Here is a 26128-nt window from a genome sequence, read left to right as displayed (position 1 = left end):
CTTCTTACTTTTTAAATATTAAAGAACCTCAGGTGCCAAAGAAACGACTTTCATATTTACTGCACGAAGCTCACGAGCAACAGGACCGAAGATACGGCTACCACGAAGCTCACCTGCATTGTTAAGCAATACACAAGCGTTGTCATCGAAACGGATGTAAGAACCATCTGCACGACGAATTTCCTTCTTTGTGCGAACAATCAAAGCCTTTGATACTGCACCCTTCTTCAAATCACTTGATGGGATAACGTTCTTGACTGCAACAACAATAACGTCACCAACGCTAGCGTAACGACGGCCTGTACCACCGAGAACTCGAATGCAAAGAGCCTCACGAGCACCGCTGTTATCACATACTGTAAGTCTTGATTCAGTCTGTATCATAATTACTTAGCTTTTTCAACAATTTGTACTAATCTCCATCTCTTTGTCTTAGACAGAGGACGAGTCTCCATGATCATAACTGTATCACCTACGTTAGCCTCATTATTCTCGTCATGTGCATGGTACTTCTTTGTCTTCTGGACAAATTTACCATAAATAGGGTGCATCTCCTTGAACTTAGCTGCAATAACAATGGTTTTATCCATCTTGTTGCTAATAACAACACCCTGTCTTACTTTTCTTAAATTTCTTGTTTCCATCTGGACCATTATTATTTGTTAAGTTCTCTCTGACGAAGTTCAGTTTTCATACGTGCAATATCACGACGAGCAACCTTAATCTCTGATGGATTCTCAAGTGGAGTTACATTATGATTGATCTTCTTCTTGTTCAAAGCATCAACAGCTGCCTCCAACTTCTCAACCAATTCTTTGGTCTCGATATTTTTAATTTCTGCAATCTTCATAATTAAGCGTTTTTATCGTAATCACGTCTAACAATAAACTTAGTCTTAACAGGAAGTTTCTGAGCGCAAAGGCGAAGACCTTCTTTTGCAATATCGAAACTAACTCCTTCAACTTCGAAGAGAATTCTACCTGGTGTAACAGGTGCAACCCATCCTGCTGGATCACCCTTACCTTTACCCATACGGACATCAGCAGGCTTGCGAGTGATTGGCTTATCAGGGAAAATTCTAATCCAGACCTGACCTTGACGGTTCATATAGCGGTTCAATGCTACACGAGCTGCCTCAATCTGACGACTATCGATCCACTTTGATTCAAGAGTTTTGATACCAAAAGAACCGAAAGCCAATTGTGTACCTCTGTGAGCGTTGCCTTTGTTGCCACGACCATCTTGAGGTCTTCTATATTTAACTCTTTTTGGCTGTAACATGATAGCTTTCTAAAATTTAACGGTTATTGTTTCTTTTACGATTACCACCACGGTTGTTAGAGCGACCGTTACCACGGTTGTTGCTCTTATTGTCCTGTGAGAAGTTTGGAGTAAGATCAGCCTTACCATAAACCTCACCACGGCAAATCCAAACCTTAATACCAAGCAAACCTACCTTTGTAAGTGCCTCGCACTGGCAGTAGTCGATGTCTGCGCGGAATGTATGAAGAGGAGTACGACCCTCTTTGTACATTTCTTTACGTGCCATTTCAGCACCATTCAGACGACCTGTAATCTGTACCTTGATACCCTCAGCGCCTGCACGCATGGTGTTAGCAACTGCCATCTTGATAGCGCGACGATAAGCAATCATGTGCTCAATCTGAGTCGCAATATTCTTACCAACGATAGTAGCATCAAGTTCAGGCTTTTTAACCTCGAAGATGTTGATCTGAATATCTTTCTTATAAAGCTTCTTCAACTCTTCCTTCAACTTATCTACATCCTGACCACCTTTACCAATGACAATACCTGGACGGGCTGTACAAATAGTAATGGTAACAAGTTTCAATGTACGTTCGATAATAATACGAGAAATGCTTGCTTTAGCAAGACGCTCGTTAAGATACTTACGGATTTTCTGATCCTCAACGAGGTTATCACCGAAGTTCTTACCACCGAACCAATTTGAATCCCAACCACGGATAACACCAAGTCGGTTACTAATCGGATTAACTTTCTGTCCCATTCTACTTAATTATTTTTCGTCATTAGTTTTTGCATCAACAAAAAGAGTTACATGGTTAGAACGCTTACGAATTCTATAACCACGACCCTGTGGCGCAGGTCTCATACGTTTCATTGTAACGCCTTCGTCAACGAAGACCTTACTGATATAAAGCTCACCGTCTTCAGCCTTGCGATTATTCTTAGCTTCCCAGTTAGCGATAGCTGAACGAAGTAATTTCTCTACATCAGCTGATGCCTGCTTCTTAGAGAAGCGAAGTACTCCGAGTGCACGGTTAACCTCCATACCACGAATCATGTCTACTACATAGCGCATCTTACGTGGAGAAGAAGGAACGCCTACCAACTTTGCGAAGTACAAGTTTTTACGGGCTTCTTTCAATTTCTCAGCCGCAATATGTTTTCTTGCTCCCATTATTTACTTAAATTTTAAATGGTTTAACCCTTAGCTTACTTTCTGTTACCAGAGTGACCGCCAAAGCGACGTGTTGGAGCAAACTCTCCAAGCTTGTGGCCAACCATATTCTCTGTAACATAAACAGGGATAAATTTGTTACCGTTATGAACTGCAACAGTATGTCCTACGAAATCAGGAGATATCATTGAAGCTCTAGCCCATGTCTTAACAACATTCTTCTTGCCACTCTCGTTCATAGCGAGAATCTTCTTCTCGAGAGAAACGTTGATATATGGACCTTTTTTAAGTGAACGACTCATAATTTACTCTTTATTTTTTGTTAGCTCTTTCGATAATATACTTGTTAGAAAGCTTCTTAGGTGCACGAGTCTTAAGACCCTTAGCGTACAAGCCCTTACGTGAACGTGGGTGACCACCACTCTGGCGACCTTCACCACCACCCATTGGGTGATCAACAGGGTTCATAACAACACCACGGTTGTGTGGACGACGACCCAACCAGCGAGAACGTCCAGCCTTACCAGACTGTTCAAGAGCGTGGTCAGAGTTACCAACACTACCAACTGTAGCTTTACAAGCACTCAAAATCTGGCGTGTTTCACCAGAAGGGAGCTTAATTACACAATAACTGCCCTCACGAGAAGTCAACTGAGCAAAATTACCAGCCGAACGAACCAACAAAGCCCCCTGACCAGGACGCAGCTCGATGTTGTGGATCACTGTACCTACAGGGATGTTTGCCAAAGGAAGACAGTTACCAATCTCAGGAGCAGCATCTGCACCTGACATCAAAGTAGCGCCTACCTGAAGTCCGTTAGGAGCAATAATGTAACGTTTTTCACCATCAGCATAGTAAAGCAATGCGATACGAGCCGAACGGTTTGGATCGTACTCGATTGTCTTAACAACTGCTGGAACACCATCTTTCTCACGTTTGAAGTCGATTAAACGATACTTCTGCTTGTGACCACCGCCAATGTAGCGAACGGTCATCTTACCGGTGTTGTTTCGACCGCCGGTAGAACGTTTACCGTAAACGAGAGACTTCTCTGGCACGGATGCAGTAATATCCTCGAACGTGCCAATAACTTTGTGTCTTTGACCCGGAGTAACCGGTTTTAATTTACGTACTGCCATTTTTTATTTTAAATATTGCTGTAAAAATCAATTGTATCGCCCTCCTTAAGAGTAACGATTGCCTTCTTGAACGCATTCTTCTGACCCTTAACAAGACCTGCCTTTGTATAACGGGCAGAGCGCTTGCCTGCGTAACGAATAGTGTTCACGTCAACTACTGTAACATTATACAGACTCTCAACTTCCTTCTTAATCTCGAGCTTATTAGCCTCAGGACGAACAACGAAGCCATAGCGGTTAGGCTGCTTGTCTGTAATCTTGGTCATCTTCTCAGTAACCAATGGTTTGATAATAAATGCCATATTCTAATATCTCCTTTTTACTTTGTTAAGATTTGGTCGATAGTCTCGAGCGACTTTTCTGTAATCACTACAACATCAGCATTCAAAACTTTATACGAATTGACGTTTGATGCGAGGATAACTTCAGCACGCTGCAAGTTACGAGCAGACAAATATACGTTTTTATTTGATTCTGGCAAAACAAAGAGCACTTTTTTGCCCTCAATTTTGAGATTCTTAATAATACTTAAGAATTCTTTAGTCTTTGGAGCCTCAAATGTAAAGTCTTCCAACATTACAATTGCGCTTTCCTGTGCCTTATAAGACAGAGCAGACTTACGAGCAAGAATCTTTACTTTTTTGTTGAGCTTGAAGCGGTAATCACGTGGTTTAGGACCAAAAACGCGAGCACCACCTACGAGTACAGGTGAGTTAATATCACCACGGCGAGCACCGCCGCCGCCCTTCTGACGACCAAGCTTACGAGTAGAACCGCTAATCTCGCTTCTCTCCTTAGACTTAGCTGTACCCTGACGCTGGTTAGCGAGATACTGCTTTACGTCAAGATAGAGAACGTGATCGTTAGGCTCAATGCCGAAGACTGCATCATTAAGAGCTACCTTGCGGCCGGTCTCCTGACCTTTGATATCTAATACGCTAACTTCCATTATTTCTCAATTAAAACAGTTGAACCTTTGCATCCAGCGAAAGAACCCTTAACAATAAGAAGATTCTGCTCTGGAATTATCTTTAACACCTGAAGGTTCTGAGTTGTAACTCTGTCACCTCCCATTTGGCCGCCCATGCGCATACCCTTGAATACCTTTGCAGGGTAAGAACAAGCACCAATAGATCCCGGCTTACGAGCGCGGTCATCCTGACCGTGAGTAGACTGACCTACACCACCGAATCCGTGACGCTTAACAACGCCCTGGAAGCCTTTACCCTTTGATGTACCAATTACATCAACGAACTTGCAATCGTTGAAGATTTCAACTGTAATTGTGTCACCGAGGTTGTACTCCTCATCAAACTTGAACTCGGCCAAGTGCTTCTTAGGTGTTGTGCCTGCCTTCTTGAAGATTCCCATCATAGGCTGAGAAGTACGCTTCTCCTTTGCCTCTTCGAAACCTAACTGATAAGCCTTGTAACCATCCTTTTCTACAGTTTTCACCTGGGTTACAACACAAGGACCTACTTCGATAACAGTGCACGGAATATTCTTACCGTCGGCACTGAAAACGGATGTCATTCCGATTTTCTTTCCAATTAATCCTGGCATTTCAATTTAATTTAAATAATTAGACTTTAATTTCTACTTCTACACCACTTGGCAATTCAAGCTTCATCAAGGCATCAACTGTCTTAGCTGTTGAGCTGTAGATGTCAATGAGACGCTTGAAATCTGAGAGCTGGAACTGCTCGCGAGACTTCTTGTTAACGAAAGTACTGCGGTTTACAGTAAAAATACGCTTGTGTGTTGGCAATGGAATAGGACCACTAACGATAGCGCCTGTAGCCTTTACAGCCTTCACAATCTTCTCAGCTGACTTGTCAACCAACTGGTGGTCGTAAGACTTCAGCTTAATTCTGATTTTCTGACTCATTTTTAAAATTAAGTTATTATTATATGAATTATTTAGTCTAATGGAAGAAGAGGTACGCTGCTTAAGAGTCATTCGCTAAGCAGCGCCTCATCTTACCGTTATGTCTTTGTTATTAAAGAAGATCTGCGTGACCCTTAACCTCCTCCAACACAGCCTTAGCAATTGTTGAAGAAAGAGGTGCATGATGATCGTACTCCATAGAACTTGTTGCACGACCAGAAGTGATAGTACGCAAAGCTGTTACATAACCGAACATCTCAGCCAATGGAACCATTGCCTTTACGATGCGAGCACCGCTACGACCTTCTTCCATACCCTGAACGAGACCACGGCGCTTGTTCAAGTCACCGATTACGTCACCCATGTTCTCTTCTGGAGTAACAACCTCTACCTTCATGATAGGCTCCATCAAAACAGGACCAGCCTTAGGGCAAAGTACCTTGAATGCCTGATGTGCTACCAACTCGAATGACAACTGGTCAGAGTCAACTGGGTGGAAGCTACCATCGGTCAAAGTCACCTTCAAACCTGTCATTGGGAAGCCACCGAGTACACCATTTGACAAGCAATCAGCGAAACCCTTCTGTACAGATGGGATGAATTCCTTAGGAACGTTACCACCCTTAACCTCGTTGATGAACTGCAAGTCGCCTTCCTTGTAATCCTCGTCCTTAGGACCGATGGTTACATCGATACAAGCAAACTTACCACGACCACCAGACTGCTTCTTATAAGTTTCACGGCTCTGAGCTGTCTTAGTGATAGCCTCCTTGTAGTTAACCTGAGGCTTACCCTGATTACACTCAACCTTGAACTCACGCTTCAAACGGTCGATGATGATATCCAAGTGAAGCTCACCCATACCAGAGATAATTGTCTGACCGCTCTGCTCGTCTGTACGGACTGTGAAGGTTGGATCCTCCTCAGCCAACTTAGCGAGACCATTATCCAACTTAGCGATGTCCGCCTGGCTCTTTGGCTCTACTGCGATAGAAATCACAGTATCAGGGAATGTCATAGACTCCAATACGATTGGGTGGTCCTCATCACAGAGTGTATCACCTGTACGGATATCCTTGAAACCTACACCTGCACCGATGTCACCAGCATCGATAGACTCCATTGGGATTTCCTGCTTAGAGTTCATCTGGAACAGACGGCTGATACGCTCGCGCTTGCCAGAACGCGGGTTGTAAACATAAGAACCAGCAACGACCTTACCTGAGTAAACGCGGAAGAATACCAAGCGGCCCATGAATGGGTCAGTAGCAATCTTAAATGCGAGAGCAGATGTTGGTTCATCCTCAGATGGTTTACGATCCTCTTCCTCCTCTGTATCAGGGTTAGTACCGGTGATATTTGGAGTATCCATTGGTGAAGGCAAGAATGCACATACATAGTCGAGCAATGGCTGAACACCCTTGTTCTTGTATGAAGAACCGAGCAACATTGGGCAGCACTCCATAGCACAGCAACCCTTACGGATAGCAGCAAGAAGCTTTTCTTCTGGAATATCCTTACCATCGAGATAAAGTTCCATAACCTCATCATCGAAGTTTGCAGCACCCTCAAGGAGCTTATCACGCCACTCAGCAGCCTCGTCAGCCAAGTCTGCAGGGATATCTTCTACATCATACTCAGCGCCCATAGTCTCATCGTGCCAAAGAATAGCCTTCATCTTAATGAGATCAACTACACCCTTGAAGTTCTCCTCTGCACCAATAGGAATCTGAATAGCAATTGGATTAGCGCCCAAGATATCCTTCATCTGCTGAACTGTCTCGAAGAAGTTAGCACCAGAACGGTCCATCTTGTTTACATAACCGATACGAGGTACATTATACTTATCAGCCTGACGCCATACTGTCTCAGACTGTGGCTGAACACCATCAGCTGCAGAATATGTAGCAACAGCACCATCAAGTACACGGAGAGAACGCTCAACCTCAGCAGTGAAGTCAACGTGTCCCGGAGTATCGATCAAGTTGATCTTATAAGACTTACCGAGATAATTCCAGTTACAAGTTGTAGCCGCAGAAGTGATAGTAATACCACGCTCCTGCTCCTGAACCATCCAGTCCATTGTAGCAGCGCCATCGTGTACCTCACCAATCTTATGAGTCTTACCTGTATAGAACAAAATACGCTCAGAAGTTGTTGTCTTACCGGCATCGATATGCGCCATGATACCGATGTTACGAGTCAAATGTAAATCGCGATTTGCCATTTTCTTTTAACTATATTATATATTAAATTAGAATCTAAAGTGAGCGAACGCACGGTTAGCCTCAGCCATACGATGCATATCCTCCTTACGCTTAAATGCACCACCCTGATTATTAAAAGCATCCATAATCTCTGCTGCAAGCTTATCAGCCATAGTCTTACCACCGCGCTTACGTGCAAAAAGAATAAGATTCTTCATAGAAATACTCTCCTTACGATCAGGACGAATCTCTGTAGGAACCTGGAAGGTTGCACCACCGATACGACGGCTCTTAACCTCTACCTGAGGAGTAATATTATCAAGTGCCTGCTTCCAGATTTCAAGAGCAGACTTTTCCTCATTAGACATCTTAGCCTTTACAATGTCAAGTGCATTGTAGAAAATCTCATAAGATGTATTCTTCTTTCCATCATACATCAAATGATTTACGAACTTTGAGACCTTCTGGTCATTGAAGACAGGATCTGGAAGGATCACTCTCTTCTTTGGTTTTGCTTTTCTCATTTTAAATAAAACTTTTTTTTAATTCTGCATGGGGCTGTATAATGTCCTTCAATGCTCGCACCCGAGCATTTACTCAACCTGATTACTTCTCCAGCAAAACTTATATTAAATATTTTAACCCCAACTCCCGACCTTCTCCGACCGTGAGTCTGCGGTTTTGTCTAAAATTTAAGAAGCTATATTACTTCTTTGCCTTAGGACGCTTAGCTCCGTACTTAGAACGACGCTGTGTACGATTCGCAACACCTGCAGTATCAAGTGTACCACGGACAATGTGATAACGTACACCAGGAAGGTCCTTTACACGACCACCGCGAACCAAAACAATTGAGTGCTCCTGCAAGTTGTGACCCTCTCCTGGAATATAAGAGTTTACTTCCTTTGAGTTTGTCAAACGTACACGTGCAACTTTACGCATTGCTGAATTAGGCTTCTTAGGAGTTGTTGTATAAACACGAACACAAACACCACGACGCTGAGGACAAGAATCCAAAGCTGGTGACTTGCTCTTGTCTACAAGAACTCGTCTGCCTTTTCTTACTAACTGTGAAATAGTAGGCATAATTTTACTTTTTAATTTATATATTTATTTTTATTTATTGTCTTATTTCGATGTAAGCCACTACTTTATAGAGCCTTTTCGGGGTGCAAAGGTACGATTTTTTCGGCAAACTACCTAAATATTAAGGAGACTTTAGAAAAACGAAGGCTAGTTTTAACTTTATATAACTATTAAAAACAAATATTATAAAGAAAAAGCGGAATTTAGCAGAGAATTTAGTCTTAGTATGTATGCTGTAGTACATTATGCCTCACCCTTTGGTGTGCCGAATGGAGCGATTGTACGTTCTTGCTCATCAGACAACTTAATTTTACCGAAGGACTGCTCGTAGTTATAAATATTGCTCTGCAATGCCTGGAGCAATCGCTTAGCATGTTCAGGTGCCATGATAACACGACTCTTGATCTGAGGTGCAGGCATGCCAGGAAGTGCACATGCAAAATCCAAGATGAAGTCTGAACTAGAATGAGTAATCAGTGCCAAGTTTGAGTATGTACCCTCTGCAACTTCAGGGCTGATGCCCATCTGGAACTGATTCTGCTGCTGTTGATTATTCTTATTTTCTTCCATAATTTTACTAAGTTAATAGGATTAAACTTTAAATGGTATTGCAAATTTACACATAATATCTGAAAAAAACGAATAATCTGCCACTTATTTTTAAAAAAACATCATAAGAAAACAGAAGATGGAATTCTGATTCTTTGCTTTTATTCATCAGTTACAGATAATAAAAGGGTGCGCCATAGACTTATGACGCACCCTCATTATACCTATTTTATATATAGTACTCTATTCTACGATTATTCTCCTATTGGAGAATCAGCATAGTCAAGCACATTTTTCTTATTAGCCTGCATACGCTCATATTCTTCTTTAGAGCCTACGATGAGCTTATCCCACTGACGAAGACCAGTACCTGCAGGAATCAAGTGACCACAGATTACATTCTCCTTCATACCCTCAAGGTAATCAACCTTACCACGGATAGCAGCCTCATTCAAAACCTTAGTAGTTTCCTGGAATGATGCTGCACTCATAAAGCTCTTAGTACCAAGAGCAGCACGAGTAATACCCTGGAGGATCTGTGTAGAAGTTGCAGATACGGCATCACGAACCTGTACAAGTTTCAAGTCGCGACGCTTCAATGCAGAATTCTCATCACGCAATCTACGAGCCGTTATGATCTGACCTGGTTTGAGACTTTCACTATCACCAGCGTCAGTAACAACCTTCTTACCCCAGATACGATCATTCTCTTCTGCAAAGTCAAGTTTATCAACCAACTCTTGCTCCAAGAAGGTAGTATCACCTGGATCGTCAATACGAACCTTACGCATCATCTGACGTACCACAACCTCAAAATGCTTATCATTAATAGCCACACCCTGAAGACGGTAAACGTCCTGGATCTGGTTAACAATATACTCCTGAACAGCGGTAGGACCCATGATGGCGAGAATATCGCCAGGAGTTACACTACCATCAGAAAGAGGAGTACCAGCACGTACAGCATCATGTTCCTGTACCAAGATCTGCTTAGAAAGAGATACAAGATACTTCTTCTGATCGCCAGTCTTAGATGTTACGATGATCTCACGGTTACCACGCTTTACCTTACCCATCGTTACCTCACCATCGATTTCAGATACAACAGCAGGGTTAGAAGGGTTGCGAGCCTCAAGAAGCTCAGTTACACGAGGGAGACCACCAGTGATATCACCTGCACCACCTACAGCACGAGGAATCTTAACCAAAACCTCACCGGTATTAATTGTCTGTCCATCCTCAACAGCCAAGTGACCACCTACAGGGAAGTTGTATGTACCAAGGATTTCACCATTAGCATCGATAACATCACAAGATGGAACCATTGCCTTATTCTTGGAATCGGTGATAATCTTCTCCTCCAAACCTGTAGTCTCATCGACCTCAGCACGATAAGTCTGATCCTTCTGAACGTCATTGAACTTCAATGTACCGGCATACTGGCTGACGATAACGGCGTTGAATGGATCCCAACGGGCGATAACAGTATCCTTTTCTACGATTTCACCCTCCTTGTGATACAATGAAGAACCGTAAGGAACATTCAAAGTTGCAAGAACGATGTTTGTATTAGGATCCACGAAACGGATTTCAGCCAAGTGGCTTACTACCTTTTCGCACTTGATATCGTTGCCTTCCTCGTCTTCCTCTACGAATGGTACTGTGCTCAACTCGTCAAACTCAATACGAGACTTATTCTTCGCAGCAATCTTAGCATTGGCAGCAGCGTTAGATGCAATACCACCGGCGTGGAATGTACGGAGAGTCAACTGAGTACCTGGCTCACCGATAGCTTGAGCAGCGATGACACCAACGGCTTCACCCAACTGTACCATACGGGCTGTTGCCAAGTTACGGCCATAGCACTTCATGCAGACACCCTTTTTGCTCTCACAGGTGAGAACCGAACGAATTTCAACACTCTCGATAGGAGATTCATCAATAGCCTTTGCCTTAGCCTCGGTGATTTCTTCACCAGATTTGACAATCAGTTCACCAGTTGTTGGATGAATAACATCATGCACAGAAACACGACCCAAAATACGCTCATAAAGAGATGAAATAATCTCATCACCATTCTTTAAAGCTGTACAAACCAAGCCACGCAATGTACCACAATCCTCTTCGGTGATAATAACATCGTGAGAAACGTCTACAAGACGACGAGTCAAGTAACCGGCATCGGCAGTCTTCATAGCGGTATCAGCAAGACCCTTACGGGCACCGTGAGAAGCGATAAAGTACTCCAATACAGACATACCCTCCTTAAAGTTAGAAAGGATAGGGTTCTCGATGATCTGCGCGCCCTCTGCACCAGCCTTCTGAGGTTTAGCCATCAAACCACGCATACCAGACAACTGCTTAATCTGATCCTTAGAACCACGGGCTCCGGAATCAAGCATCATGTATACGGCGTTGAATCCCTGGTCAGCTTCGGTCATCTCCTTCATCAAGATATTACCCAAATCTGTATTTACGTGAGTCCACGCATCAATAACCTGGTTGTATCGTTCCTTATTGGTGATGAAACCCATATTATAGTTATTGGTAATTTCCTCAACCTCCTTGCGACCGCGCTCTACAATAGCTTCCTTCTCTGGTGGAATAATAATATCACCAAGGTTGAATGACAATCCTGCGACATAAGCCATACGATAACCTAAGTTCTTGATTCCATCAAGGAATTCACAAGCCTTAGCCATACCAACAGCCTTGATAACATTAGAAATCAAACCACGGAGGGTTTTCTTGGAAATCACATCATTGAAGAAGCCAACTTCATCAGGAATGATACCATTAACGATGACACGTCCAACAGAAGTTTCTACCATTCGTTTCTGGATTGTACCATCAACCAAGTCGTCAACTACAACCTTAATCGAAGCATGAAGATCACATCGGCCCTCGTTACGAGCAATCAATGCCTCTTCAGGACCATAGAATGTCAAGCCCTCACCCTTTGCACCTGGACGAATCTTAGTAATATAGTAAAGACCAAGCACCATATCCTGAGAAGGAACGGTGATAGGCGCACCATTAGCTGGGTTAAGAATGTTATGACTCTGAAGCATCAGGATTTGAGCCTCCAAAACAGCCTCATTGCTCAATGGAAGGTGAACAGCCATCTGGTCACCATCGAAGTCGGCGTTGAACGCTGTACATGCCAATGGATGCAACTGAATAGCCTTACCTTCAATCATCTTAGGCTGGAATGCCTGGATACCGAGTCGGTGAAGCGTAGGGGCACGGTTCAACATAACCGGATGACCCTTCATTACATTCTCAAGAATATCCCAAATAACTGGCTCGCGACGATCAACAATCTTCTTGGCACTCTTAACAGTCTTAACGATACCACGCTCTATCAACTTACGGATGATAAATGGTTTGTAAAGCTCTGCAGCCATCAGTTTTGGAAGACCACACTCACCCATCTTCAATTCTGGACCTACAACGATTACAGAACGGGCAGAATAGTCAACACGCTTACCCAGCAAGTTCTGACGGAAACGACCCTGCTTACCCTTTAAAGAGTCAGAGAGTGACTTCAAAGGACGATTGCTCTCACTCTTTACAGCAGAACTCTTGCGTGAGTTGTCGAACAAGCTGTCAACAGCCTCCTGCAACATACGCTTCTCGTTACGGAGAATAACCTCAGGAGCCTTGATTTCAACCAATCTCTTCAAACGGTTGTTACGGATAATCACACGACGATAGAGGTCATTCAAGTCTGATGTTGCAAAACGACCACCATCCAATGGTACCAACGGACGCAGCTCAGGTGGAGTAACAGGAATAATCTTCATGATCATCCATTCAGGCTTGTTAATACCTTTACTAGCACGGAAACCTTCTACAACTTGCAGACGCTTCAGAGCCTCAGTTTTACGCTGCTGACTTAAATCGTTATTTGCGCGATCGCGGAGTTCGTATGACAAAGAGTCAAGGTCTACATTCTGGAGCAACTGATAAATTGCTTCAGCACCCATTTTTGCGATAAACTTATTAGGGTCCGTATCATCCAAAAGTTCATTGTCACCATTAGGATCATACTGGTCAAGAAGAGCCATATATTCATCTTCTGACAAGAGATCGAGTTTGTGAGAACCGTTCAATTCAAGACCATCAGCATCAGTCTTTCCCTCAAGAATACCAGGCTGGATAACTACATACTTCTCGTAGTAAATGACAGCATCAAGTTTCTTGGTCGGCATACCCAAAAGGTAACCAATCTTATTTGGAAGAGAACGGAAATACCAAATATGAGCAACAGGTACGACAAGCTCAATGTGACCAGAGCGTTCACGACGAACTTTCTTCTCTGTAACCTCTACACCGCATCGGTCGCAGACGATTCCCTTATAACGGATACGCTTGTACTTGCCGCAGGCGCATTCATAGTCCTTAGTAGGACCAAAAATACGCTCGCAGAACAAGCCATCACGCTCCGGCTTATATGTACGATAATTAATGGTTTCCGGTTTAGTAACCTCACCATACGAATTTTCCAAGATCTCCTCTGGCGAAGCGAGACCGATGGTAATCTTCGTAAAATTATTCTTTACCTTTGTATCTTTTTTGAAAGCCATGTTTCTATATATAAATTAGGGGTTCTCAAAATTAATCAAGTTTGATGCTCAAACCAAGGCCACGAAGCTCATGGAGCAATACGTTAAGTGACTCAGGAATACCAGGAGTTGGCATTGGATCGCCCTTTACGATTGCTTCGTATGCCTTGCTACGTCCTACAACATCATCTGACTTAACAGTCAGGATCTCCTGCAAAACGTGGCTTGCACCGAATGCCTCGATAGCCCAGACCTCCATCTCTCCGAATCGCTGACCACCAAACTGTGCTTTACCACCAAGTGGCTGTTGCGTAATCAAAGAGTATGGACCAATAGAACGAGCGTGCATCTTATCCTCAACCATATGACCTAACTTCAAGAAGTAAGTCATACCAACAGTAGCTGGCTGGTCAAACTGCTCTCCAGTCTCACCATCATAAAGGTAAGTTGAGCAGAAACGTGGCAAGCCTGCCTTATCTGTCCATTCAGAGAGATCATCCAATTTAGCACCATCAAAGATAGGAGTAGCAAACTTTACACCCAACTTTTTACCTGCAGCACCCAAGATACACTCGAAGATCTGACCAAGGTTCATACGAGAAGGCACACCCAATGGGTTCAATACCATATCAACAGGACGACCGTCAGCCATAAATGGCATATCCTCCAAACGAACGACCTTAGACACAATACCCTTATTACCATGACGACCGGCAAGTTTATCACCAACCTGAATCTTACGCTTCTTTGCAATATATACCTTAGCCATCTGAAGAATACCTGATGGAAGTTCATCACCAATAGTGATAGCAAACTTACGGCGCTTTAATTCAGCATCAAGTTGCTTATACTTGCGGATATAGTTCATAATAAGTCTCTGAATCAAGCCATTGGTATGCTCATCCTTAGTCCACTTATTAGACTGAACACCATCATACTCCAAATTCTTCAAGGCTGTAGCAGTAAAGGTACTGCCCTTGGTGATAATCTCAGCACCTGTATAATCCTTAACACCCTCAGAAGTCATACCTTCTGTAAGTGTAAGTAACTTGTCTACGAGGATATCCTTCAAATCATTACCCTTTGCCTCATACTCCTCATCAATCTTAGCAAGAATAATCTTATCCTGCTTCTTTGACTCACGGGTCTTGATAGCACGAGAGAACAACTTCTTGTCAATAACTACACCGCTCAATGATGGATTTGCCTTCAATGAAGAATCCTTCACATCACCAGCCTTATCACCAAAGATAGCACGAAGCAACTTCTCTTCTGGTGAAGGATCACTTTCACCCTTAGGCGAAATCTTACCAATCATGATATCACCTGGCTCAATTCTTGCGCCAACACGCACGATACCATTATCGTCAAGATCCTTTGTAGCTTCCTCGCTGACATTAGGGATATCAGATGTGAATTCCTCTACGCCACGCTTAGTTTCACGCACATCAAGAGAGTATTCGTCAACATGTACAGATGTCAATACGTCATCACGAACCATACGTTCAGAAATAACAACAGCATCCTCATAGTTGTAACCCTTCCAAGGAATATAAGCAACAAGCAGGTTACGACCCAAAGCCAACTCACCTTTTTCTGTTGCATAACCCTCTGTCAGGATATCACCCTTCTTTACACGCTGTCCCTTATTACAGATAGGACGCAAGTCGATGGTCATATTCTGGTTTGTACGACGGAACTTAGGAATACGATACTCCTTCAAAGCAGGTTCGAAACTTACGAACTCATCGTCTTCTGTACGATCGTAAAGGATACGGATAGTTGTAGCATCAACATATTCAATAACACCCTCACCTTCTGCAGTAACCATAGTACGTGAATCCTCACAAACTTGCTTCTCAAGACCAGTACCTACGATTGGAGCATCATTATGAAGCAATGGTACAGCCTGACGCATCATATTACATCCCATTAACGCACGGTGACCATCATCATGCTCCAAGAAAGGAATCAAACCAGCGGATACAGAAGCAATCTGCTGTGGAGAAACGTCAACATAGTCAACTTGGTCTGGACCAACAACTGGATAATCTGCATCCTGACGACACTTTACTACATCGCGAATGAAAGAACCATCAACAGTTAAAGGAGCATTACCCTGACCGATAATCTTAGACTCTTCATCTTCAGCAGTCAAGTATACAACATCCTCATTAGCCATATCGACCTTGCTATCATTCACCTTACGATAAGGTGTTACAATAAAACCAAGATCGTTTATCTTTGCATACATACAGAGAGAAGAAATCAAACCGATGTTTGGACCTTCAGGACTCTCAATAGGGCAAAGACGACCATAGTGTGTATAATGTACATCACGAACCTCGAAACCGGCACGCTCACGAGACAAACCACCAGGACCTAAGGCAGAAAGACGACGCTTATGGGTTACCTCAGCCAGAGGATTAGTCTGGTCCATGAACTGTGACAATGGGTTAGTTCCAAAGAAAGAATTGATAACACTAGAGATTGTCTTAGCATTAATCAAATCTGTTGGAGTAAACACCTCATTGTCGCGAACATTCATACGTTCACGGATAGTACGGGTCATACGTGCCAAACCAATAGAGAACTGGTTAGCCAACTGCTCACCTACTGTACGAACACGACGATTAGACAAGTGGTCGATATCGTCAACTGTTGCACTAGAGTTGATCAGCTGAATAAGATATTTAATGATCTCAATAATATCTTCCTTAGTCAAGACACGAACATCAATGTCAGTATCAAGATTCAATTTCTTATTGATACGATAACGACCTACCTCACCCAAATCATAACGCTTATCGGAGAAGAACAGGTTTTGGAAAACCTCACGTGCACTTGCGTCATCTGCAGGATCAGCATTACGCAACTGGCGATAGATATAGTTAACAGCTTCCTTCTCAGAGTTACTTGGATCCTTTGCCAAAGTATTGAAGATAATAGTAAACTTGTTGGCAGCTTCCTCATCCTTATGAAGAAGAATAGTCTGCGCACCACTCTCAACAATCTCCTCAATATTATCAGCAGTAAGTTCAGTCTCACGCTCCATGATTACTTCATTACGCTCGATAGATACTACTTCACCAGTATCCTCATCAACGAAGTCCTCATTCCAACTCTTCAAAACACGAGCAGCAAGTTTACGACCAATAGCAGCCTTCATATTCTTCTTGTTAACCTTCACCTCCTCGGCGAGATCAAAAATCTGAAGAATATCCTTATCCTGTTCGTAACCAATAGCACGCAACAATGTGGTTACAGGCAACTTCTTCTTACGATCGATATATGCATACATTACATTGTTAATGTCAGTTGCAAATTCAATCCAGCTTCCCTTGAAAGGAATGATGCGAGCAGAATAAAGCATGGTACCATTTGCATGAACACCCTGGCTAAAGAACACACCAGGAGAGCGATGAAGCTGAGAAACAACAACACGCTCAGCACCGTTAATCACAAAAGTACCATTATCGGTCATATATGGGATAGTACCAAGGAACACATCCTGAATAAATGTACCGAAATCCTCATGATCAGGATCAGTACAATACAGTTTCATCTTAGCCTTCAAAGGTACACTATATGTAAGACCACGCTCCAAACACTCATCAATAGAATAGCGAGGAGGGTCGATATAGTAATCCAAGAACTCAAGAACGAAATTGTTACGTGTATCGGTAATAGGGAAGTTCTCAGAGAACACCTTATACAGACCGTCATTCTTGCGTTCCTCAGGCGGAGTATCCAACTGTAAGAAGTCCTTGAAAGACTTTAACTGCACATCGAGGAAATCCGGATATGGATACGGATTATGCACGCTGGCAAAATTTACTCTGTTATCAACAATTTTTGTAGCCATTAGAAGTTATTAAATGGGTTTTATTAATAATATAATAAAAGACACAAAAAGGTTAGGACTCACCTACTTGGAGAATCCTAACCATTTATATAAAAAAATGTATTACTCTAATTACTTGAGCTCTACCTTAGCACCGGCCTCTTCGATAGCCTTCTTAAGGTTCTCAGCCTCGTCCTTAGCTACACCTTCCTTGATTGTAGAAGGAGCACCGTCTACGAGATCCTTAGCCTCTTTCAAACCGAGACCACAAGCCTCCTTAACAGCCTTTACAACCTGGAGCTTAGCGCCACCAACCTCAGCGAGGACTACGTCGAATGTAGACTTCTCCTCAGCTGCAGCTGCACCACCAGCAGCAGGACCAGCAGCTACAGCTACAGCTGCAGCAGCAGGCTCAATACCATACTCGTCCTTGAGGACTGTTGCCAACTCATTAACTTCCTTAACAGTAAGATTTACTAACTCTTCTGCAATAGCTTTGATATCTGCCATTTTATTCTAAATTTTATTTTTGTTTATACTATAATTAATGATAACATTGTGATTGATTACTCAGGACGCTCGCCCAATGTCTTAAGCACACCATGAATAGTGTTGCTTCCTGATTGAAGAGCTGAAACAACGTTCTTTGCAGGTGACTGGAGCAAAGCAACAATCTCTGCGATAACTTCGTTCTTGCTCTTGAGAGCTGAAAGCTCTGCAAGTTTGTCTGCGCCAACGTAGAAGCTTTCCTCTGCATAAGCAGCCTTCAATGTTGGAACATCTTCCTTGTCATATTCCTTCAACAACTTAGCTGGTACATTAGCTGTATTAGCAAACAACACAGCAGTAGTACCCTTCAAGTAGCCATAGAGCTCAGAGAAATCGATATCTGAAGCCTCGAACGCCTTGTGAAGCAAGGAATTCTTAACAACAACCATCTTAATCTCGCGCTGGAAGCACTTGCGACGGAGTGCGCTTGTCTTCTCTGCATTCAATCCTGTAACATCTACAAGATAGAAATGAGGAAACTCCTGCAACTTCTGTCCAAGTTCAGCGATAATAGTATCTTTAACTTCTTTCTTCATTTTACAAAACTTTTAGAGTTATTCAACTGATTTAGGATCAATCTTGATACCCTTACTCATAGTGCTAGAAATAAAGATACTCTTGATATATGTACCTTTAGCAGCAGCAGGCTTCAGCTTGATAACTGTGTTGATGAATTCCTTAGCATTTTCATAGATCTGCTCAGGAGTCATGCCAACCTTACCGATTGAAGTATGGATAATACCAGCCTTATCAACCTTAAAGTCAATCTTACCTTGCTTAACTTCCTTTACTGCCTTAGCAACATCCATAGTTACAGTGCCACTCTTAGGGTTAGGCATCAAACCACGAGGACCGAGTACACGACCCAAAGGACCAATCTTACCCATACAAGAAGGCATTGTGATGATGACATCAATATCTGTCCAACCACCCTTAATCTTCTCAACGTATTCGTCAAGACCTACATAATCAGCGCCTGCTTCCTTAGCAGCAGCTTCCTGATCAGGAGTACAGAGTGCGAGCACGCGAGTAACCTTGCCTGTTCCGTTTGGTAATGAAACAACGCCACGAACCATCTGGTTAGCCTTACGTGGATCAACACCTAAGCGTACATCAATATCAAGAGATGCATCAAACTTGGTAGTGGTAATTTCCTTTACCAACTCTGAAGCCTCCTTCAATGTGTATGCCTTCCCTGCTTCAACCTTATCAGCTACTGATTTTTGATTTTTTGTCAGTTTACTCATTTTTCTAATTGAAGTTTTAAATTATTTACCAGGGAAGTCCCCTTTTACAGTAATACCCATACTTCTTGCAGTACCAGCGATGAGCTTCATAGCTGATTCTACAGTAAAGCAGTTCAAGTCTTTCATCTTATCCTCAGCGATTACCTTTACCTGATCCCAAGTAAGAGAAGCAACCTTCTGACGATTAGGCTGAGCAGAACCTGACTTGATTTTGGCAGCCTCTTTCAATTGAACTGCAGCAGGTGGAGTCTTGATAATAAAATCAAAAGACTTGTCAGTATAATAAGTAATAACTACTGGCAACACTTTACCTGCTTTGTCCTGGGTACGGGCGTTGAATTCCTTGCAGAATCCCATAATATTAATACCCTTAGAACCCAATGCAGGTCCTACTGGAGGTGAAGGATTCGCAGCGCCACCTTTAATCTGTAATTTGATTAATCCAGCAACTTCTTTAGCCATTTCTTTGTTAATATTTAAAATTGAAACTTATAAGGAATAACAATCTCGTAACAGAATCCTATTCCTTTTCTACTTGCATAAAACCTAATTCCAACGGAGTTTTACGTCCGAAGATCTTAACCGTAACTTTCAGCTTATGCTTTTCAGCATTAACCTCTTCAACGATTCCGCTGAAACCACTGAATGGACCTTCCATAACCTTAACGGTATCATTAACCAAGTAAGGACAATCAAGATTCTCCTCAAACTCAGTCTCCTCAGCAGAACCCAGCATACGATTGATATCGCGCTGTGGAACTGGTGTTGGTTCATCCAAACCTCCAAGGAAACCCAAAACATTAGGGAGGAAACGCAACGTATGCGCTACATCACCCTTCAGTTTGGCCTCCACAAAAACATAACCTGGAAGAGAAACCTTTTCTTTAACGACTCTCTTTCCATTACGCACAGTTGCATGCTTCTCAACTGGAATCAACACCTGAGAAACATTTGCTGCTAGTAAGTCATTGTGCTTCATTTCAGCTTCGATGTATTCTTTCACCTTAGCCTCTTTACCACTTACGGCTTTAAGCACATACCATTTATTTCCTGCGTCTGCCATTTCCTTAAAAAAATTAACCTGGATAAACTACACCCATAAAGGCTTTGAAAATAGAATCCATCGCGAACACAACAAGTGCAATGACTAGGGAAGCAGATAATACAACCATTGCACTATGAGTAAGTTCGGCACGTGATGGCCAAGTAGTCTTATGCGCAAGTTCATCGTAACATGCCTTGCAATAATTTACTATTTTATTCATATTATCTTCTCTTTAGCACGGGTTGAAGGGCTCGAACCCTCGACACCTGGTTTTGGAGACCAGTGCTCTACCAACTGAGCTAAACCCGTAGAAAGACTCCCACTCCCTTAGGAGGGGAGTCTGATATATATAGCAAATTAGATAAATCTAAATTACTTGATGTCGTCGAGAATAGTTGTAATCTGACCAGAACCTACTGTACGACCACCCTCGCGGATAGCGAAACGAAGACCCTCGTTCAAAGCAACCTTGTAGATCAACGCTACTTCAATCTCTACGTTATCACCAGGCATTACCATCTCAACTCCCTCTGGAAGCTTGATTTCACCTGTACAGTCCATAGTACGGAGATAGAACTGAGGACGATACTTGTTACCGAATGGAGTGTGACGACCACCCTCTTCCTTCTTCAATACATAGATAGAAGCCTTGAAGTGATCGTGAGGAGTAATAGCACCTGGGTGTACAACTACCATACCACGCTTAACCTCAGCCTTATCAATACCACGGAGAAGCAAACCTACGTTATCACCAGCTTCACCCTCAGCAAGGATCTTACGGAACATCTCAACACCAGTAATAACTGACTTCTTGTCCTCACCAAGACCGAGCAACTGAACTTCGTCACCTACCTTGCAACGACCTGTCTCAATACGACCTGTAGCAACAGTACCACGACCTGTAATTGAGAATACATCCTCGATAGGCATCAAGAATGGCTTATCAATCTCGCGCTCTGGCTCCTGAATCCACTCATCAACTGTATCCATCAAAGTCTCAACAGACTTAACCCACTTCTCAACACCGTTCAAAGCACCGAGAGCAGAACCACGTACAATTGGAGTATCCTCCTCGTAACCATACTGCTCGAGGATCTCACGGAGCTCCATCTCAACGAGCTCAAGCATCTCCTCATCATCAACCATATCGCACTTGTTCAAGAAAACAACCAAACGAGGTACGTTTACCTGACGTGCAAGAAGTACGTGCTCACGTGTCTGTGGCATAGGACCATCAGTAGCAGCACAAACCAAGATTGCACCATCCATCTGAGCAGCACCAGTAACCATGTTCTTTACATAGTCAGCATGTCCAGGACAGTCAACGTGTGCATAGTGACGCTTTTCTGTCTCATACTCGATGTGAGCAGAGTTGATAGTGATACCACGCTCTTTCTCCTCAGGAGCATTATCAATCTGATCGAATGACTTAACTTCCTCAGTTGTACCGAGCTTCTCGTTCAATACCTTAGAGATAGCAGCGGTCAGAGTAGTCTTACCATGGTCAACATGACCAATTGTACCAATGTTAACATGCGGTTTGGTACGCACGAATTCTTCTTTAGCCATAGCTTTTCTTTTTATTTATATAAATGAATAATCTGTTCCTCTACCATCCTAAGCATCTAGAACGATAGAGCTGTAACTGAGAGTTGAACTCAGGACCTCTTCCTTACCAAGGAAGTGCTCTACCACTGAGCTATTACAGCAAGTTAATAAATTGAGCGGAAAACGGGGCTCAAACCCGCGACCCCCAGCTTGGAAGGCTAGTGCTCTATCAACTGAGCTATTTCCGCTTATCAAAGAAAGTGGGTAGTGATGGATTCGAACCACCGAAGGCATAGCCAGCAGATTTACAGTCTGCCCCATTTGGCCACTCTGGTAACTACCCAAATTTCTTTTCCTGAGCCTCTTGTCGGATTCGAACCAACGACCCCGAGATTACAAATCACGTGCTCTGGCCAACTGAGCTAAAGAGGCAATCTTTACAGCCGCAATACGGCTAAATTTCCATCTACCGGAAAACGGCTGCAAAGATACAACTATTTTTTGAATCAACAAAATTTTTTCGAGTTTTTTTTTATCGATTCCTTGATTTTTCTTTAAATTTGGTCAATTGAACCTTCATAGAGTCCACTGCCTGGTCAATTCCTTCTTCAAAAGTGTCACATGTCTTTTCAACGAACAACTTAGTTCCAGGGACAGCAACTTCCAGATGAACTTCCTTATTCAAGGCAGTAGCAGGCTTCACGACCTTTAATTGCACCTCTACTTTCTGTATATCTTCAAAAGTTTTTTCTAACTTGGCGACTTTCTTTTCGATAAACGCCTGTAACTTCTCGGTAGCGTCGAAGTGAATCGACTGAATCTTAATTTCCATAGTTACCTCCATTTTTTAAAAGGTTACGCCCGAGGATGGGCTTCAATATAAACTCGTTTCAACTGTTCAAACGTTGTATGCGTATAAATCTCGGTCGTCGAGAGTTTCGCATGTCCTAACAGTCTTTTCAAACTTTCAATTCCTGCACCATGATTCAACATTGCAGTAGCAAACGTATGCCTCAACACGTGCGGACTTTTCTTTTTCAACGAGCAAACCCTTGCGAGGTTCTCCTTCACGATTTCTCTGACTTGAACCGGACTCATCCGTCCGCCCTTATCCGCAAGCAAAAGAGCTCCAGACTTAACCATCACCCTTTGTGCTCTTAGAGTCAAATATTCTGAAAGAGCATTTTTAAGCTCGTCACCAAAAGGAACTATACGTTGTTTGTTTCCCTTACCCGTAATCTTTATCTCTTTTTTGATAAAGTTCACATCGTCAACATCAAGTCCTATCAACTCTGACAATCGCATCCCCGTCTCATAGAACAATATTATAATAGTACGTGCGCGTACATTATCATAATCATCGCCCCACATTTTCCTATCAAGCAACTCATCCATCTCATTTTCTTTCAAGAATTGAGGTAGCGGTTTACTTTCCTTAGGCCCTTTGAGGCTATGAGCGGGATCTGACTCCACATAATGTCTGACTAAAGCAAACCGATAGAACATTTTCAAAGCACTCAACCGGCGATTAACCGAGGTTGCCTTATTTCCTGCATCTATCATATGCTCCATCCAGTTGCGAATCATATCAGAATCAACAGATTCCCAAGTGAAGGATTCAGACAAGTTCCTAGCATACTGCTCAAAGAGTTTCAAATCTTCGCGATAGTTTTCTACCGTCCTCTGCGACCTGTTCAGTTCAGAGCGCAAATATTCCAAGAACTTATCTATACTCAACATAACGTCGTACCTTTTTCATTTCGGCAACGAAGTTACGAAAATTATTTTAAACTACCAAATTTTTTGAGGATTTTTTACTTTTATTCCTCGTTTGCACGCAACTGCTGTACATAGATGGCGTGTTCCATCTTGAGACGCTTCAAAACAGAAGGCTTGTCATACTGCTGACGAGCACGAAGCTCCTTTACAACACCTGTCTTTTCGAATTTTCTCTTAAACTTCTTGAGAGCTCTCTCGATGTTCTCACCGTCTTTAACTGGTACAATAATCATTTTTTTGCTTTTAATTTATTATGTTAAACTTATGTTATTCAATGCGAAATATGGCAATGCCACAATTTGCGGGTGCAAAATTACATCTATTTTATCAAACTACCAAGTTTTTCTTCAACTTTTTACTCTAAAATGTTCATTTTATGGGTTTTGTAGCATTTTCAAGCCATATTTTCTCCTCTTCATCAAGGAAAGGAGACAATTTTTCATAAACTGAATGATGATAAGCATTGAGCCAGTCAATCTCTTCAGGCAACAACATATCAACATCTATAGGAGTTGTATCTATAGGGCAAAGTGTAAGAGGCTCTATCTGCAGGAATTTACCGAACTCAGTAGACATGTAGTCTGAAATCAGCACCGTATTTTCTATTCTTACGCCGAACTTACCTGCCAGATACAAACCAGGCTCATCAGTCAAGGTCATTCCTGCTCTCAAAGGTGTAGGCATCCACTCCATTCTTATTTGATGAGGGCCTTCGTGCACACAGAGATACGAACCTACTCCATGGCCTGTACCATGCAAGAAATTATATCCTTCACGCCACATACACTCTCTTCCTACAGCATCCAACTGTGTTCCTGATGCACCATCGGGGAATTTAACCAATTCCAACTGAATATGCGCTTTCAGAACCAAGGTATAAATATGCTTCATCTCTTCAGATACGGCCCCCAAGGCTATGGTACGGGTAATATCTGTAGTACCATCCTGGTATTGAGCCCCAGAGTCTATCAGGATCAAGCCTTCCGGTTTCAGAACGACATCTGTTTCAGGAGTTGCCTCATAATGAACAATTGCTCCATGCTGCGCATAGCCGGCAATCGTATCAAAAGAAATATCTCTGAACAGTTTCTGTTCGGCACGTAGCGATGTTAATTTCTCATCAATGGAAATCTCAGTTTGTCCGCCAGCCTCAACAGCAGGTTTCAGCCACTTCAAGAACTTAACCATAGCAACACCATCTTTAAGCATCGCACTACGGTAGCCCTCTATTTCTGCTTTATTTTTCACAGCCTTCATAGCCGGAATAGGAGAACCTGCAGCAACAATTTCCTGGCATTTTACAGCTTTCCACAGATAATAGCTCGTTTCATCTCCATCTAACAGGATATTATATTCCGAATATGATTCAAGGCATTTTTCCACCTTATTATAATTATAGAGAGAAACCTGATTGTCTTGAAGATACTGTTTTACTTCAGGAGATAATTTATTATCATCCACGAAAAGAGAAACTTTATCGCTCTCAATCAACAAATAACTTACAAATACAGGATTGCAATGAACATCTGTACCACGAAGATTCAAAGCCCAAGCAATATCATCCAAAGCAGAAACGAGCATACCATCTGCATGAAGTTCTCTCAAAGACTTACGGATACGGGCCACTTTAGAGGCTAGCGTCTCTCCAGCATATTCCAATGGTTGAATTTCTACAGGATTTGCAGGAAGCGAAGGACGATTCTCCCAAATCTGTTCCAAAGGGTCCAAATTAGTCCTAAGCGTAATTCCACCGAGTTTACGGAGAGAATAGATTAAATCTTTAACATAATTATAAGAGTTGACCATGCCATCAAGTCCAACCTCAGGAGATTGTACATTCTGCAATTCTTTTCCCAACCATTCTGCGATAGTAGGCGTACCTTCCATTTTCAGCCTCATCAGCTGATATTCAGTACCTTCCAACTGTTCTTCCGCAGCCAGGAAGTAGCGGGAATCAGTCCATAAAGCAGCCGATTTCATTGTAACGACAGCAGTACCAGCCGACCCATTAAAACCAGAGATCCACTCTCTTCCTCGCCAATGGTCGGCAACATACTCGCTCTGATGAGCATCTGTACTAGGGAAGATGAAAGCAGAAAGATGTTCACGCTTCATCAACTCCCTCAATCTAGCTAAACGTAATTCGATTTCATTCATAATTGTTATGCAATTTAATGTTTAACTTAACTCAAAATAATGCATTTTGCTAATTAGAGATTACAAAGATAACATTTT

Annotated in this window: 29 protein-coding genes and 5 tRNA genes; all 34 read right to left on the bottom strand. The window is 42.6% G+C overall.

Annotated features, from left to right (window positions below):
- Window positions 1-18 precede the first annotated feature (18 nt).
- The 34 genes from rplN to NQ544_RS13405 all read right to left on the bottom strand — a co-directional run bounded on the left by rplN (window position 19) and on the right by NQ544_RS13405 (window position 26050).
- Window positions 19-384, bottom strand: coding sequence for a 50S ribosomal protein L14 (gene rplN, locus NQ544_RS13570; RefSeq protein ID WP_006848826.1), 366 nt, complete (start codon window positions 382-384; stop codon window positions 19-21).
- Window positions 385-386: 2 nt separating this feature from the next.
- The gene (rpsQ, locus tag NQ544_RS13565; RefSeq protein WP_006848827.1) at window positions 387-653 is read right to left on the bottom strand and encodes a 30S ribosomal protein S17; all 267 of its coding nucleotides are present in this window, start codon (window positions 651-653) and stop codon (window positions 387-389) included.
- 2 nt (window positions 654-655) lie between these two features.
- Window positions 656-850: a 50S ribosomal protein L29 gene (gene rpmC / locus NQ544_RS13560; RefSeq protein ID WP_006848828.1), complete on the bottom strand. Its 195-nt coding sequence runs from the start codon at window positions 848-850 to the stop codon at window positions 656-658.
- 2 nt (window positions 851-852) lie between these two features.
- Entirely contained in the window at window positions 853-1281 is a 429-nt protein-coding gene (gene rplP / locus NQ544_RS13555) for a 50S ribosomal protein L16 (protein WP_006848829.1), read from the bottom strand.
- A gap of 16 nt (window positions 1282-1297) precedes the next feature.
- Window positions 1298-2029: a 30S ribosomal protein S3 gene (gene rpsC, locus NQ544_RS13550; protein ID WP_006848830.1), complete on the bottom strand. Its 732-nt coding sequence runs from the start codon at window positions 2027-2029 to the stop codon at window positions 1298-1300.
- Between the two features lie 9 nt (window positions 2030-2038).
- Window positions 2039-2443, bottom strand: coding sequence for a 50S ribosomal protein L22 (gene rplV / locus NQ544_RS13545; RefSeq protein ID WP_006848831.1), 405 nt, complete (start codon window positions 2441-2443; stop codon window positions 2039-2041).
- A gap of 35 nt (window positions 2444-2478) precedes the next feature.
- Window positions 2479-2745, bottom strand: a complete 267-nt coding sequence (rpsS, locus tag NQ544_RS13540; RefSeq protein WP_006848832.1) for a 30S ribosomal protein S19 — start codon at window positions 2743-2745, stop codon at window positions 2479-2481.
- Between the two features lie 10 nt (window positions 2746-2755).
- Window positions 2756-3583, bottom strand: coding sequence for a 50S ribosomal protein L2 (gene rplB / locus NQ544_RS13535; RefSeq protein ID WP_006848833.1), 828 nt, complete (start codon window positions 3581-3583; stop codon window positions 2756-2758).
- An 8-nt stretch (window positions 3584-3591) separates the two neighbouring features.
- A complete protein-coding gene (gene rplW, locus NQ544_RS13530; protein ID WP_006848834.1) occupies window positions 3592-3885 on the bottom strand; it encodes a 50S ribosomal protein L23 in 294 nt (97 codons plus the stop codon).
- Between the two features lie 17 nt (window positions 3886-3902).
- Window positions 3903-4532, bottom strand: coding sequence for a 50S ribosomal protein L4 (gene rplD, locus NQ544_RS13525; RefSeq protein ID WP_006848835.1), 630 nt, complete (start codon window positions 4530-4532; stop codon window positions 3903-3905).
- The gene (gene rplC / locus NQ544_RS13520; protein WP_006848836.1) at window positions 4532-5146 is read right to left on the bottom strand and encodes a 50S ribosomal protein L3; all 615 of its coding nucleotides are present in this window, start codon (window positions 5144-5146) and stop codon (window positions 4532-4534) included. The genes rplD and rplC overlap by 1 nt, the downstream gene beginning before the upstream one ends.
- Before the next feature lie 19 nt (window positions 5147-5165).
- Window positions 5166-5471: a 30S ribosomal protein S10 gene (gene rpsJ, locus NQ544_RS13515; RefSeq protein WP_006283658.1), complete on the bottom strand. Its 306-nt coding sequence runs from the start codon at window positions 5469-5471 to the stop codon at window positions 5166-5168.
- A 112-nt stretch (window positions 5472-5583) separates the two neighbouring features.
- A complete protein-coding gene (gene fusA, locus NQ544_RS13510) occupies window positions 5584-7698 on the bottom strand; it encodes an elongation factor G (RefSeq protein ID WP_006848837.1) in 2115 nt (704 codons plus the stop codon).
- 27 nt (window positions 7699-7725) lie between these two features.
- Window positions 7726-8202, bottom strand: coding sequence for a 30S ribosomal protein S7 (gene rpsG / locus NQ544_RS13505; RefSeq protein WP_006848838.1), 477 nt, complete (start codon window positions 8200-8202; stop codon window positions 7726-7728).
- 181 nt (window positions 8203-8383) lie between these two features.
- Window positions 8384-8764, bottom strand: a complete 381-nt coding sequence (rpsL, locus tag NQ544_RS13500) for a 30S ribosomal protein S12 (RefSeq protein WP_006848839.1) — start codon at window positions 8762-8764, stop codon at window positions 8384-8386.
- A 243-nt stretch (window positions 8765-9007) separates the two neighbouring features.
- On the bottom strand, window positions 9008-9334 hold the full coding sequence (locus NQ544_RS13495; RefSeq protein WP_006848840.1) for a DUF3467 domain-containing protein: 327 nt from the start codon (window positions 9332-9334) through the stop codon (window positions 9008-9010).
- Window positions 9335-9567: 233 nt separating this feature from the next.
- Window positions 9568-13902: a DNA-directed RNA polymerase subunit beta' gene (gene rpoC, locus NQ544_RS13490; RefSeq protein WP_006848841.1), complete on the bottom strand. Its 4335-nt coding sequence runs from the start codon at window positions 13900-13902 to the stop codon at window positions 9568-9570.
- A 31-nt stretch (window positions 13903-13933) separates the two neighbouring features.
- Complete coding sequence (gene rpoB, locus NQ544_RS13485) at window positions 13934-17746, bottom strand: DNA-directed RNA polymerase subunit beta (protein ID WP_006848842.1); 3813 nt, start codon at window positions 17744-17746, stop codon at window positions 13934-13936.
- Between the two features lie 111 nt (window positions 17747-17857).
- Window positions 17858-18235 carry a 50S ribosomal protein L7/L12 gene (rplL, locus tag NQ544_RS13480; protein WP_006848843.1) on the bottom strand — a complete coding sequence of 126 codons (378 nt, stop codon included), beginning with the start codon at window positions 18233-18235 and terminating at the stop codon, window positions 17858-17860.
- Between the two features lie 56 nt (window positions 18236-18291).
- A complete protein-coding gene (gene rplJ, locus NQ544_RS13475) occupies window positions 18292-18810 on the bottom strand; it encodes a 50S ribosomal protein L10 (protein ID WP_006848844.1) in 519 nt (172 codons plus the stop codon).
- Between the two features lie 18 nt (window positions 18811-18828).
- Window positions 18829-19521 (bottom strand): 50S ribosomal protein L1, encoded by a 693-nt coding sequence (gene rplA, locus NQ544_RS13470; protein WP_006848845.1) that lies wholly within the window; start codon window positions 19519-19521, stop codon window positions 18829-18831.
- A gap of 21 nt (window positions 19522-19542) precedes the next feature.
- Window positions 19543-19983: a 50S ribosomal protein L11 gene (gene rplK / locus NQ544_RS13465; RefSeq protein WP_006848846.1), complete on the bottom strand. Its 441-nt coding sequence runs from the start codon at window positions 19981-19983 to the stop codon at window positions 19543-19545.
- A gap of 58 nt (window positions 19984-20041) precedes the next feature.
- On the bottom strand, window positions 20042-20584 hold the full coding sequence (nusG, locus tag NQ544_RS13460) for a transcription termination/antitermination protein NusG (protein ID WP_006848847.1): 543 nt from the start codon (window positions 20582-20584) through the stop codon (window positions 20042-20044).
- Between the two features lie 13 nt (window positions 20585-20597).
- Entirely contained in the window at window positions 20598-20786 is a 189-nt protein-coding gene (gene secE, locus NQ544_RS13455; protein ID WP_006848848.1) for a preprotein translocase subunit SecE, read from the bottom strand.
- Between the two features lie 16 nt (window positions 20787-20802).
- Window positions 20803-20875: transfer RNA gene (locus NQ544_RS13450), tRNA-Trp, on the bottom strand.
- 63 nt (window positions 20876-20938) lie between these two features.
- A complete protein-coding gene (gene tuf, locus NQ544_RS13445) occupies window positions 20939-22135 on the bottom strand; it encodes an elongation factor Tu (protein WP_006848849.1) in 1197 nt (398 codons plus the stop codon).
- Window positions 22136-22203: 68 nt separating this feature from the next.
- Window positions 22204-22275 (bottom strand) — tRNA-Thr (locus tag NQ544_RS13440).
- Between the two features lie 14 nt (window positions 22276-22289).
- Window positions 22290-22362 (bottom strand) — tRNA-Gly (locus tag NQ544_RS13435).
- A gap of 13 nt (window positions 22363-22375) precedes the next feature.
- Window positions 22376-22457, bottom strand: a tRNA-Tyr gene (locus NQ544_RS13430).
- 15 nt (window positions 22458-22472) lie between these two features.
- Window positions 22473-22546 (bottom strand) — tRNA-Thr (locus NQ544_RS13425).
- Between the two features lie 100 nt (window positions 22547-22646).
- Complete coding sequence (gene hpf / locus NQ544_RS13420) at window positions 22647-22946, bottom strand: ribosome hibernation-promoting factor, HPF/YfiA family (RefSeq protein WP_022122138.1); 300 nt, start codon at window positions 22944-22946, stop codon at window positions 22647-22649.
- 23 nt (window positions 22947-22969) lie between these two features.
- Window positions 22970-23854 (bottom strand): site-specific tyrosine recombinase/integron integrase, encoded by an 885-nt coding sequence (xerA, locus tag NQ544_RS13415; RefSeq protein ID WP_006848851.1) that lies wholly within the window; start codon window positions 23852-23854, stop codon window positions 22970-22972.
- A gap of 80 nt (window positions 23855-23934) precedes the next feature.
- Entirely contained in the window at window positions 23935-24126 is a 192-nt protein-coding gene (rpsU, locus tag NQ544_RS13410; RefSeq protein WP_006848852.1) for a 30S ribosomal protein S21, read from the bottom strand.
- A gap of 136 nt (window positions 24127-24262) precedes the next feature.
- The gene (locus NQ544_RS13405) at window positions 24263-26050 is read right to left on the bottom strand and encodes an aminopeptidase P family protein (RefSeq protein WP_006848853.1); all 1788 of its coding nucleotides are present in this window, start codon (window positions 26048-26050) and stop codon (window positions 24263-24265) included.
- Window positions 26051-26128: the final 78 nt, after the last annotated feature.

Origin of the sequence: Segatella copri DSM 18205 (assembly GCF_025151535.1) — a bacterium.
Classification (GTDB): Bacteria; Bacteroidota; Bacteroidia; order Bacteroidales; family Bacteroidaceae; genus Prevotella; species Prevotella copri.
This window is presented reverse-complemented; position numbering and strand designations above follow the sequence as displayed.